10 protein-coding genes, 2 tRNA genes and 1 other annotated feature are annotated in these 11,560 nt (G+C 44.7%); of the genes, 10 read left to right on the top strand and 2 right to left on the bottom strand.

Annotated features, from left to right (window positions below; genetic code table 11):
• The first annotated feature begins 46 nt into the window (after positions 1-46).
• The 5 genes from H8Z76_RS12360 to H8Z76_RS12340 all read left to right on the top strand — a co-directional run bounded on the left by H8Z76_RS12360 (position 47) and on the right by H8Z76_RS12340 (position 3,392).
• Positions 47-118 (top strand) — tRNA-Glu (locus tag H8Z76_RS12360).
• Positions 119-171: 53 nt separating this feature from the next.
• Positions 172-242, top strand: a tRNA-Cys gene (locus H8Z76_RS12355).
• A gap of 121 nt (positions 243-363) precedes the next feature.
• A complete protein-coding gene (locus H8Z76_RS12350; RefSeq protein WP_186982647.1) occupies positions 364-1,461 on the top strand; it encodes a hypothetical protein in 1,098 nt (365 codons plus the stop codon).
• Between the two features lie 42 nt (positions 1,462-1,503).
• A complete protein-coding gene (locus H8Z76_RS12345; protein ID WP_022514337.1) occupies positions 1,504-2,193 on the top strand; it encodes a response regulator transcription factor in 690 nt (229 codons plus the stop codon).
• Between the two features lie 32 nt (positions 2,194-2,225).
• Entirely contained in the window at positions 2,226-3,392 is a 1,167-nt protein-coding gene (locus H8Z76_RS12340) for a HAMP domain-containing sensor histidine kinase (RefSeq protein WP_022514336.1), read from the top strand.
• A gap of 11 nt (positions 3,393-3,403) precedes the next feature.
• Here the strand turns inward: H8Z76_RS12340 and H8Z76_RS12335 are convergent, their stop codons facing one another.
• Entirely contained in the window at positions 3,404-3,925 is a 522-nt protein-coding gene (locus H8Z76_RS12335; RefSeq protein WP_243240548.1) for a DUF6512 family protein, read from the bottom strand.
• Between the two features lie 112 nt (positions 3,926-4,037).
• Here H8Z76_RS12335 and H8Z76_RS12330 point away from each other — a divergent pair, with 112 nt between their 5' ends.
• A complete protein-coding gene (locus H8Z76_RS12330; protein WP_186982646.1) occupies positions 4,038-4,799 on the top strand; it encodes an ABC transporter ATP-binding protein in 762 nt (253 codons plus the stop codon).
• Positions 4,800-4,812: 13 nt separating this feature from the next.
• Positions 4,813-7,182, top strand: coding sequence for an ABC transporter permease (locus tag H8Z76_RS12325; RefSeq protein ID WP_186982645.1), 2,370 nt, complete (start codon positions 4,813-4,815; stop codon positions 7,180-7,182).
• A gap of 91 nt (positions 7,183-7,273) precedes the next feature.
• Here H8Z76_RS12325 and tyrS read toward each other — a convergent pair whose 3' ends face one another.
• On the bottom strand, positions 7,274-8,497 hold the full coding sequence (tyrS, locus tag H8Z76_RS12320) for a tyrosine--tRNA ligase (protein WP_186982644.1): 1,224 nt from the start codon (positions 8,495-8,497) through the stop codon (positions 7,274-7,276).
• Positions 8,498-9,194: 697 nt separating this feature from the next.
• On the opposite strand from tyrS, the gene H8Z76_RS12315 reads away from it, so the two are divergent.
• The 3 genes from H8Z76_RS12315 (at position 9,195) to H8Z76_RS12305 (ending at position 11,250) form a co-directional block, all read left to right on the top strand.
• Entirely contained in the window at positions 9,195-9,776 is a 582-nt protein-coding gene (locus H8Z76_RS12315) for a manganese efflux pump MntP (protein WP_022514332.1), read from the top strand.
• A 62-nt stretch (positions 9,777-9,838) separates the two neighbouring features.
• Positions 9,839-10,813, top strand: a complete 975-nt coding sequence (locus tag H8Z76_RS12310; RefSeq protein ID WP_022514331.1) for a calcium/sodium antiporter — start codon at positions 9,839-9,841, stop codon at positions 10,811-10,813.
• Between the two features lie 71 nt (positions 10,814-10,884).
• Entirely contained in the window at positions 10,885-11,250 is a 366-nt protein-coding gene (locus tag H8Z76_RS12305; RefSeq protein WP_022514330.1) for a zinc ribbon domain-containing protein, read from the top strand.
• 50 nt (positions 11,251-11,300) lie between these two features.
• Positions 11,301-11,556, top strand: a binding site (T-box leader).
• The last annotated feature ends 4 nt before the right edge of the window (positions 11,557-11,560 follow it).

Genomic DNA, 11,560 nt, shown 5'->3' with positions numbered 1-11,560 from the left:
GAGCTTTTTTTTTCCGAAAAGAGGAAAGAAGCAAACAAGAGAGAACGGCTCCGTGGTCAAGCGGTTAAGACATCGCCCTTTCACGGCGGTAACACGGGTTCGATTCCCGTCGGAGTCATCCAGGATTTACTTGACGTATAATTCCTGTTTTGATAGAATATAATAAAGTATGGCGACTTAGCCAAGTGGTAAGGCGTGGGACTGCAACTCCCTGATCATCGGTTCAAATCCGTTAGTCGCCTCGAAAAGAGACTTAATTTTTTAAGTCTCTTTTTTTCTATATATATTATTTGAAATATCTATTATAATAAAAGTAGAAAAGAATGATAAATAACGATAATGGAAATAAAGGGAGGATGAAAAATGAAGAAAAGAATAGTCAGCATATGTATGGGGATGCTTTTACTCACAACAGTTTTGGGATGTGGAGGAAAGTCATCGGTTTTAGAAGGAGAGCAGGGAACCGGCACAGATACCGTAAATGGAAGCTCAAAGACGGAGTCATCCACAGAACAACAGATGGAGGTTGTGGATAATTCGGAAGCAGAGCTTACCGCTGTGGAAAACAAAACAGAAGCGAATGCGGCAATGAAAAGTGAGACCGGAAATTATGTTACGGTAGAAGAGCTTTGTGCATTGGTGCAGCCGGTGATCGAGCAGGCGGCGCAGGATCTGATCGTTGATGGAAAGGAAGGCTCCTCGGAGGATGTGATAAAAGAGGTGCCGGGAAGTTTTGCGGATGTAAGCGGAGCGGTGTCCAGAGACGGGGTAAATACATTGGTGGAAGATATGTTAAACGCAGGGATTATTTCCGGTGCAGACAAATCTTACGAAAAAGGGGAACTTCACTATATCGTTTCGGTTTCGGACCAGGGACATAATTTTAAGAGTGATGTATTTCATTATGAAAAGAATACCGCAGATATTATTCGAATGAATCTGCGGGTGGCGGTAGATCAGTGGGCGGATATACCGGAGGCAGAGGCAACCGGCACGGATTCGCTTCAGAGGAATATGAGTGCCATATATACGGTTTCATTTGCGTTAAATCAGGGAGAATGGAAGATATTAGATTTTGAGGCGCCTACCGGAGAACCGGAAAAACTTTCTGCCAGTCTTTTGACCGATAACGTAACGATCGATTATAACGAGATCTCTTCTAAATTTACCGGCGTATATGTGGCGCAGGGAGAAGATGCATCGAAAGAAGACGCGGATATCTTATATCTGTATGCATATGGAGACAGTCTGGATGGAAAGGGAAATAGTCTTTTTCTTTCACAAAACAAGGGGGATGCCTTTAATTACGAGTCGATCGTTGCATATAACAACAATAAGGTGATTTTTGCGAGAAGAAATCCACAAAACGGGGAAATTACCATGGAATATGTGGATAAAGATAAGATCATTTACAATGGAACGACTTATGTTCGTGATACAAGTTATGACTCCGAACAGTAATCTGAGAGTAGTCTGAGGTAGAAGCATAAAGCGGGAGCAGGTATGGAGAAAAAGATTTTGCTGGTAGATGATGACCGGGATCTTGCGGAAATTATCCGGGATATGTTGAAAACATATGGATACGAAGTAAAGATTGTGGAAAGCTGCGAAGAAACATTTGAAATTTTAAAGAAGGAACAATTTTCGTTAATGATACTGGACATTAATCTGCCGGACGGAACGGGATTTGAGGTGTTAAAGGAGTTAAGAAGCGTATCAAAGGTTCCGGTCATATTTGCCAGCGCACGGACAAGTGAAGATGATAAGATCACAGGACTTGAGATGGGCGGAGATGACTATCTGGCAAAGCCGTATTCGTTAAAAGAACTGATCGCGCGCGTCAATGCGCTGATGCGGCGTACTTACGGAACAGAGGAACGGGAAAGTATCTACGAGTTTGGATCGGTCCGTGTGGATATCGGTATGCGAAAAGTAGAACGTGGTGGAAAAGAAGTAAAGCTGGCATTGAAAGAATTTGATGTGCTGGCTTATCTTTGCAGACATAAAAATCAGGTGGTAAAGAAAGAAGAATTGCTCCATGAAGTGTGGGGCGCTTTTTCGGAGGCGGAAATTGCCACGGTCGCGGTACATATCCGCTGGCTTAGGGAAAAATTAGAGGACAATGCCGCAGAACCAAAATGGATAAAGACGGTCTGGGGCGTGGGATATTGTCTGTGTGCGGAAGAAAAGTAAAGCGGGAAGCAGACAAAATGAGGAGGATACCATTGAAAAAACAACTTTTGCGAAGTGTGTTTGTAATAACGGCGGTCTGGCTTTTGATCTGTGCTGGTTATCTCTTATTTATGCAGAGAAAAGAGATCGTGGCAGACCGGGGAGAGAAGCTTGTTCTCTTAAATGAGGTGGAACAGCTCACAAAAAATGAGGATGGCAGTAATCCGGCGCAGGCAGAGATTGAGGCGCTTCGTGAAACATTGAAGGAAGATACGCCGGAAGGAAAAAGATCATATACGATTCAGGTGACGGTTACCTGTGGGGTGATCGTCCTTTTCTATATGCTGTTTATTTTTTTCTATTTATATAGAAAGATGCTTGCGCCATTTCAAAAACTGGAGCAGTATGCGGGGGAACTGGCAAAAGGAAATCTTGACGTTTCGCTGGACTATGAAAGAACAAACTTCTTCGGGGCATTTACCTGGGCGTTCGATCATATGCGCGAGGAACTGATCCGGGCAAGAAAACGTGAGGAATATGCGATACAGGAAAATAAGACGATCATTGCGACACTTTCGCACGATATTAAAACACCGATCGCATCAATCCGTGCCTATGCCGAGGCGCTTGAGGCGAATCTGGAATCCGGTTATGAGAAGAGACAGCAGTATGCATCGGTGATCCTAAAAAAGTGTGATGAGGTAACAGGGCTGACCAACGATCTGGTGCTGCACTCGCTTTCGGAACTGGAACATCTAGAAATAGAAAAGCGGCAGATCCAGATGGATACGGTTTTGGAAGAAATCTGTAGGGATTTTGCGTATGAAGAGGTCGTTTTGGATACGCCGTTTCCGAGGGCAGAGCTTTGTCTGGATGAAAAGCGGCTTGCGCAGGTGATTGAAAACTTACTGAACAATGCAAGAAAATACGCGCCGGGGACAAAGATCGAAGTGAGCGCGCAGATCCGGGACGGAAAGTATGAGATCCATGTGCGTGATCATGGAAAAGGGATCCTGCCGCAGGATATGCCTTTTATCTGTGAAAAATTTTATCGCGGGAAAAATACCGGAGATGCACCGGGCTCCGGACTTGGTCTTTATATCGTCACTTATATTTTAAAACGGATGGATGGAGAATTGAAGTTAAGGAACCATGCCGACGGACTTGACGCAGTCGTAACATTTGAGCTTGCGGATGTGCCGGGAGAAAAAATCCGCTAAAGCAGGTTTTGTTAAAACTGTTTTGTCGGATCCGTAAAAAGACCGAGAGCCGGTGCATGATAGGTGAAAAAGAGAAAGCAAAGCAGGACAACAAAGACAAGCAGCCCGAACAGATTTCCGTAATTTTTTGCCCGGCAGGATAAAGTGAGGCGGTAAGAAGCCCCAAAAGCGAGGATCACACTGAGCGCAAAAACAGCAATATCAAGCCAGAGAAAATGATTTCCCAGAATACCGGAATAGCTGTAAAAAAGAACCGGGATCAGAAAAGTCCCGAGTAAAATGCCAGCAAGCAGAGCGCTGGTGATACAGGGATAATCTGCCATAAGCCGGCGGTTCAGAAAAAACGCGCAGAGAAGCATGGGAAAAAAGACCAGCTTCATGTGTTCCCAGGTGGATTCGTTTGTCGGAAAAATCAGTCCGAGTATGTAGTTTTGACCAGACCAGTCATAAATGAAATGAGAGATCGTGCCGGTGATCAGAACAAAAACAGTTCCGAGGATCATATTAGATTTTAAAAAATTCATATTTTTCATAGTATATCTTATGACAGAAAAAGAAAAATATGCAAAAAAGAAATCTCTTAAAGACTTCTTAAAAACTTTTTTGTTATAACATAGTCAATCGATATAACAGAAAGGACAAAAAATGAAAACACAAATTTTAAAGGCTGTTGATCTGTGCAAAAGTTTTGCGAACAATGGTGGACAGAATCATGTACTCGATATGATAAATTTAGAGATTTACAAGGGAGATTTTACGGTCATCATGGGATCTTCGGGAGCCGGAAAATCGACACTTTTGTATACGTTGAGCGGAATGGATACAGCAACGAACGGCAAAATCTATTATAAAGATAAGGAGCTTAACTCCTACGCGGAAAAACAGATGGCAGATATCCGAGCAAGGGAATTCGGTTTTATTTTTCAGCAGATGCATCTGATTAGTAATTTGACACTTCTGGAAAATGCTGCTGTGGTCGGCTATCTGGGGCAGAAGAAGAGCACGAAGGAAGTGCGGGAACGCGCGCTTGCGCTGCTTACACAGACACATGTAGAGCATGCAAAAGATCGTCTGCCTTCCCAGGTGTCCGGCGGAGAGGCACAGCGTGCAGCGATCGCCCGCGCGATGATGAATGAGCCTGAGATCATTTTTGCGGATGAGCCGACCGGGGCATTAAACAAGCGCAATACCGAAGATGTGCTGGATCTTTTGACGGAGCTGAACCGGCAGGGACAGAGCATTTTGATGGTAACACACGATATCCGCGCCGCAATCCATGCAGACCGTTTTCTCTATCTGGAGGATGGAAAGATAAGCGGCGAAATGGAAATGCCGCCTTATGAGAGTAAAGACGCGAAAAACAGGGAAAAGCAGGTAGACGCATGGCTCTCCTCCATGTCATGGTAGGGGGTGAGTCAGAATGAAGTATATATTATTGTTAAAAAAGAATATCAAAAAGCAAAAAGGCGTTTTTTTTGGTATGCTGATCCTTGTTTTTATCATTACGATGGCACTCTGTGCAGTACTTGCGGTCGGGCAGAACAGCAGGGTATATGAAAGCGAACAGTTAGACCGTGTCGGTTACGGTGATGTGACAAGCTGGATCATCGAGCAGCCGGGCGTAGAGGAGCTGATCGATCAGATTGAGGAACTTCGCGGTACAGAGAAAACGGAGCGGCAGAAGATCAAACAGGTATTGTATAAGGTTGGAAAAAAACAAACGCAGAATAACGGAATGCTTGCAGTCTACGAACCGGAAAATTATGATTATTATATTTATAAGGAAGATCTTACCGGGATACAGAAAAATCCGAAAGAGCCAAAAGACGGAGAAATGTATGTATCCCCATCGTTTATCACGATGTATGGAGTAGACATCGGAGATTCGGTAGAGATCCAGATCGCCGGTGAGGAAAAGCAAATGCGTTTTACGATTAGGGGATTTTTTGAAGACCCGTTTGCGGGAAGTTCCATGATGGGGGTGAAAACCATGCTGATCAATAAGGCTTCAATGGAAGAACTCGAACAGAATGCGCTTATGGCAGGGGACGCGTCTACCGTTGCGGATGCGGAAATGCTGCATATTTTTCAAAAAAAAGACAGCGGACAGAAGACAAAAGAATTTATAAAGGAACTCAATGAGAATACGGATCTGAAAAACTACACCTATAGATCTTATTCCAAAACGACCATAGAAGGATTTATGCTGATTGCACAAAATATTTTTGTCGGTTTCTTCCTCGTATTTGTGACGGTACTCGTCGTTGTGGCGGTTGTGGTATTGAGCCACAGTATCACGACCGGAATCGAGCAGGATTATACCAACATGGGTGTTTTAAAGGCGATCGGTTTTACAAACAAAGATCTGCGCCGGGTAAAAATGTATCAGTATCTTTTCTCCATCGTACTTGGAATGGCATACGGAATACCGGCTACGTATCCGGTGGTGCGGTATATCGATCGTCTGATCATACCGGCAACCGGGCTGATGATCCCGGCAACACTGCCGGCAGGGATATGCGCAGCATCACTCGGAGTGATCTTATTGCTGCTTTTCGTTGTTATTTTTACAAAAACAGCAAAAGTAGGCAAAATTACGCCAATTCGCGCGATCCGCGGAGGAATACAGGATGTACATTTTAAGAGCAGAATGACAACGGGGATCTATAAGCGGGGGCTTTCTTTTCATCTCGCGTTCCGCCAGATGCTTTCCGGCAAAAAACAGTATATCAGTGCCGGAATCGTGACGGCTCTGCTCGTATTTTTCCTGTCGCTGACTGCAAGGCTCGGAGCGTGGATCGGACCGGATGGGGATGGTCTCATGCAGGAATTTAATACAGTATCTTATGATATCGGAATAAAGTATACGGATGATGGGTCGGATGAGCAGGAGCTGAAAAAAGAGATCGAGGACTGGATGCAAAAGAAGGCCGGAATCAAAGATTCTTTTTTGTATGTCATGAAGAATGCTTCGGTGGATCAGATCGATTACCTGATGAATGTGAATGAAAAACCGGAGCTTTATCATCTGCTGCGTGGACGGATATGCAAATACGGAGATGAAATATTAGTTACGGAAACGGTAGCAAAGGAAATTGGAAAAGATATTGGAGATGTTGTGGAGGTCGATTATGATGGAAAAACAGAGGAATTTATCATAAGCGGCGTGTACCAGTGTGCCAATGATATGGGAGCAAATTTCGGGATCAGCAAAGAAGGGGCGGAAAAGTTCGGGCTGACGGAGGAAAACCGGTATTATACCTACTATGTGTTAAAAGATCCGGATAAAGCGAAGTCGATGATCCGGGAATTGAAGGAAACATATGGAGACCGGATTCAGATAGATAATCCGGATTCCTGGTCGGGGCTTGACGGTATCGTATCGGCGCTGCAGGCCTTTCGAAAGCTGATGTATGTCATTTCGGTTCTGTTCATATTTGTGGTGATCGCCATGACCGGAAGCCGGATCCTGTATCAGGAGAAAAATGATCTGGGCATTTATAAGTCTCTTGGTTTTACCTCACACAGACTTCGTATCATGTTTGCACTGCGTTTTGGCATCGTCTCCGCTATCGGAGGGATAGGCGGGATCATTTCCAGTGCGCTGTTTACGGATCCGATCGTTGGAGTATTTCTGCAGCGCTGCGGGATTGCGGCATTCTCCTCAAAGCTTGATCCGGTGGCAATGATCCGGCCGGCAGCTATCGTAACGTTGATCTTTATGATCGTTGCGTTTCTTCTGTCCGGACAGATCAAAAAAGTGGAGCCGAGGATCTTAATTACAGAGTAAAAAAATAAACCGACCGCAGGTCGCCGGAAAAGGAATTCTGACGCCTGGGTCGGTCTTTCTGTTATTGTAACAAATGTTACATGAATTTTTATTATAAAGTGATCTTGCGGAAGTTTTTCTTTCCACGTTTTACTACGACGCCATCACCGGAAAAAGTGGTTTTTTCAAAAGCAGCTTTGATATCGGTTACTTTTTCGCCGTCTAAGGAGACACCGCCCTGTTCTACGGCACGGCGTGCTTCGTTTCTGGAAGCGCTTAACCCGGATTTTACGAGAAGCGTTAAGATATCGATCGTATCTTCACGGAAATCGTCCGCGGCAAGAACGGTAGTCGGCATATTGTCGGTATTTCCACCGCCGGCAAACAGAGCTTTCGCACCTTCCTCGGCTTTTTTCGCTTCTTCTTCGCCATGTACCAGCTTGGTCAGCTCGAATGCAAGGATCTCTTTTGCCTGATTTAACTGGCTGCCTTCCCATTTGTCCATCTCATCGATCTGTTCTAACGGCAGGAAAGTGAGCATGCGCAGGCATTTTAAAACGTCAGCGTCGGAGACATTTCTCCAGTACTGGTAAAATTCAAACGGAGATGTCTTGTTCGGATCAAGCCATACAGCGCCGGACTGGGTTTTGCCCATCTTTTTTCCTTCGGAATTTAATAAGAGGTTGATCGTCATGGCGTAAGCGTCTTTTCCAAGCTTACGGCGGATCAGTTCGGTACCGCCGAGCATGTTGCTCCACTGGTCATCCCCGCCGAATTCCATGTTACAGCCATATTTCTGGAACAGGGTGTAGAAGTCGAAACTCTGCATGATCATGTAGTTAAATTCCAGGAAGCTCAGACCGCGTTCCATACGCTGTTTGTAGCACTCTGCGGTGAGCATGCGGTTTACGGAGAAATGCGGTCCGATATCGCGCAGTACATCGACATAGTTCAGATCTAAGAGCCAGTCCGCATTGTTTACCAAAAGCGCTTTGTCATCGGAGAAATCAATGAAACGGCTCATCTGCTTTTTGAAGCATTCTACGTTGTGGTCGATCGTCTCTTTGGTCATCATCTGGCGCATGTCGGTACGTCCGGACGGATCACCGATCATTGCGGTACCGCCGCCAATCAAAGCGATCGGTTTGTTGCCTGCCATCTGGAGACGTTTCATCAGGCAGAGTGCCATAAAGTGTCCGACATGCAGGCTGTCTGCGGTCGGGTCGAAGCCGATGTAGAAAACGGCTTTTCCGTTGTTTACGAGTTCTTTGATCTCTTTTTCATCGGTTACCTGGGCGATCAGACCGCGGGCAACTAATTCGTCATATACTGTCATTTTTGCTCTCCTTTTTCATAAAAAATTGAATAAAAAAACCCCGTCCCATCAAAGGACGAGGTATCTGCTCGTGTTACCACCTTAGTTTACAGGAAACTCACGCTTCCTGTCTCAGCAAGTATCAATCAATACTTTTGCACGATAACGGGTGCAAAACGTTGCAGCCTACTGTACGTCTATGAAATGTGATCCATAAGCGGATTTCGGTGCAAGGCTTGAGGAGGTATTCAAAATAAGCTTCCCACGCGCCTCTCATCCACCGGCTGCTTTCTGTCTGTTTCACTTAAATCTACTTGTTCCTGTCACTGCCTTTTTTAATTTGAAACTAACGCCATTATAAACATGGAAAAGGAAGTTTGTCAACAGAAAAATGTTTTCTAAGTTTTATGGAAGATTATGTATTTATTTTAGTACAACTGCCAGCTTTTTATCAATTAGGATTGACATTTTATCATTAGTTCGGTATATTAGAGGAAATTTCTAAAAACGAAAGATTTCCTTGAGGGAGTAGTTCGCGCAAGCAGTTAAAAAAGCGTGGTTTGTCAACAGACTGGTCCGACGGACCTGGCAAATCTTAAAGAATGAGACTCATGTGTGCCTGAAAAAAAGGGCATACATGGGCTTTTTTTTACACATATTATGAAAATGGACAAAGCTGCGTAAACTCGGGGAGAAAAACGAAATGAGGGTGAATCAAATGGCATTATTTATTGAATTGTTTTTAATGGGAATCGGATTGTCGATGGACGCGTTCGCGGTGTCCGTCTGTAAGGGTCTTGGCATGGTCAAGGTAAACAAGAAGCAGACCGTGACGATCGGACTGTTCTTTGGAGGATTTCAGGCACTGATGCCTTTTATCGGTTGGGTGCTCGGCAGACAGTTTGAACATTACATCAAGAGCATCGATCACTGGGTGGCTTTTGTGCTGCTTGGATTTATCGGTGGAAAAATGATGGTAGAATCCCTAAAAAAAGAAGAAGATGGGGTTGTAAAAAAAGAGGATGTGCCGTTAAATATAAAAGAGATGTTTGTGCTTGCGGTAGCGACAAGTATCGATGCGCTGGCTGTAGGAATTACCTTTGCGTTTCTCGGAACTCCGATCGTGGAAGCGATCTCGATCATTGGATGTACGACATTTGTGATCTCGGTCGGCGGCGTTTATATCGGCAATTTCTTCGGAAGCAAGTACAAAAACAGAGCGGAGTTTGTCGGCGGACTGATCCTTGTGCTGCTCGGACTTAAGATTTTACTGGAGCATCTGGGTATCCTTGCATTGTAAATAATATTTTACCGGTTTGTGGGAAGATCCACAAAAACCAATAAGAGAAAAGGAGAAATGGAATGAGAGAATTGATCGTGGCAATTATCACACTGATCGTTGGTTTTATTTTTTTGATCAAAGGGGCAGACTTTTTCGTAGACGGAAGCGCAAGTGTGGCGAAGCGTCTGCGGGTACCATCGATCATCATCGGTATGACGGTCGTTGCAATGGGAACCAGTCTGCCGGAGTGTGCAGTCAGTGTGACGGCATCGATTACGAATAACAATTCGCTGGCAGTCAGCAATGCCGTAGGTTCAAATATTTTTAATCTGATGGTCGTCTGTGGGGTATGCGCGCTTTTTACACCGCTTGCAGTACAGAGAGACACGTTAAAGCGTGACCTTCCGTTTTCAATCATCGTAGCGGGACTGTTACTTGTGCTCGGATATTTTGGAATGACGCTTGGCAGAGTGGACGGAATCATTTTACTCGTGGTCTTTGCGGTATTTTTGGTGATCATGGTAAAATCCGCGTTAAAGGCAAGACGGGACGGAGATATTACGGCGGCGGAACAGGAAGATCAGGAGATCGCGGATGAGGTAGAGATCCTTCCGGTATGGAAATGCATCGTATTTATTGTTGTGGGAGCGATCGGTATTGCACTCGGCGGAGACGCGGTCGTAAACGGCGCATCCGTGATTGCGGCAGAATTTGGCCTGAGCCAGACGCTGATCGGTCTTACGATCGTGGCACTCGGAACATCTTTGCCGGAACTTGTGACTTCTATTGTTGCGGCACGCAAAAACGAAGTGGATATGGCACTCGGAAATGTGATCGGATCGAATATCTTTAACATCCTGTTTGTACTCGGAATCGCGGCTGCGATAAGCCCGATCCAGTTTATCCGGGAAAATATCATAGATATCATACTGCTCATTTTCATGAGCCTGGAAGTATGGTTCTTTGCGCAGAGCAAAAAGAAACTCACGCGCGGGGAAGGCATTGTAATGCTTTTGGTCTATGCGGTTTATATGGTATATATCTGCAAGCGTTAGGCATGCAAAATGATTGAAAATCCGGGAAAAAGAGACTATAATATAAAAAATTGGTAAAGGAGAGATGCCTGATGGAAATTTTTGAAAAAATCGGTGATACGATCGTGAGCGCCGGAAAAGATGTAACAGAGAAGGCAAAAGAACTTTCAAGTGTGGCAAAATTAAAGATGGATATCCGCGCAAAGGAAGACTTTGTGGAGAAACAGTATGCGCTGATCGGAAAGAAATATTATGAAGCGCATAAGGATGACGACATTCTGGATTATGAAGAGTGCAACGTCATTGAAGAGGCTTTAAGCGCGATATCAGATATGAAAACACAGCTTATGAACTTAAAGGGAGCAAAGAAATGTCCGAACTGCGGAGCGGAAGTTGCAGAGGACGCAAGCTTCTGCGCAAGCTGCGGAACAAAGCTGGACGACTTTTTTGAAGACTGAGTAAAAAGTTGACAAGTGAAAAAGACTGTGATAGTTTTAATAAAGCGAATGTAAACACGTTGAAAAAGAGAGTATATCTGCAAAAATATGACAGAGAGTCCCGGATTGCTGAGAGCGGGGTATAGGCAGGCAGATAGAAGATGGCTTTGGAGTGGCAGGGCTGAACCGTGATGGATAAGTTCTGACAGGACCGCCTGTTACAGCGGAGAGTATCGCATCGTTTTTAACAGATGCTGTACCTGATGAGGCTTTTACCGCGAGGTAGGAGTAAAGTGAAGTGGTAACACGGTTGATCCCGTCTTCATTTCCG

This window comes from Roseburia yibonii, from assembly GCF_014297335.1.
Taxonomy (GTDB): Bacteria; Bacillota; Clostridia; order Lachnospirales; family Lachnospiraceae; genus Roseburia_D; species Roseburia_D yibonii.
Note: the sequence above shows the minus strand (reverse complement) of the source record. Positions and strands in the feature narration are given on the sequence as shown.

What these genes read in the sequence shown, in the direction of transcription:
- H8Z76_RS12335 (WP_243240548.1), bottom strand. Translation starts at nt 3,925, where the DNA reads ATGAAAAATATGAATTTTTTAAAATCTAATATGATCCTCGGAACTGTT.
- H8Z76_RS12305 (WP_022514330.1), top strand. Translation starts at nt 10,885, where the DNA reads ATGGAAATTTTTGAAAAAATCGGTGATACGATCGTGAGCGCCGGAAAA.
- H8Z76_RS12325 (WP_186982645.1), top strand. Translation starts at nt 4,813, where the DNA reads ATGAAGTATATATTATTGTTAAAAAAGAATATCAAAAAGCAAAAAGGC.
- H8Z76_RS12330 (WP_186982646.1), top strand. Translation starts at nt 4,038, where the DNA reads ATGAAAACACAAATTTTAAAGGCTGTTGATCTGTGCAAAAGTTTTGCG.
- H8Z76_RS12310 (WP_022514331.1), top strand. Translation starts at nt 9,839, where the DNA reads ATGAGAGAATTGATCGTGGCAATTATCACACTGATCGTTGGTTTTATT.
- H8Z76_RS12350 (WP_186982647.1), top strand. Translation starts at nt 364, where the DNA reads ATGAAGAAAAGAATAGTCAGCATATGTATGGGGATGCTTTTACTCACA.
- tyrS (WP_186982644.1), bottom strand. Translation starts at nt 8,497, where the DNA reads ATGACAGTATATGACGAATTAGTTGCCCGCGGTCTGATCGCCCAGGTA.
- H8Z76_RS12315 (WP_022514332.1), top strand. Translation starts at nt 9,195, where the DNA reads ATGGCATTATTTATTGAATTGTTTTTAATGGGAATCGGATTGTCGATG.
- H8Z76_RS12345 (WP_022514337.1), top strand. Translation starts at nt 1,504, where the DNA reads ATGGAGAAAAAGATTTTGCTGGTAGATGATGACCGGGATCTTGCGGAA.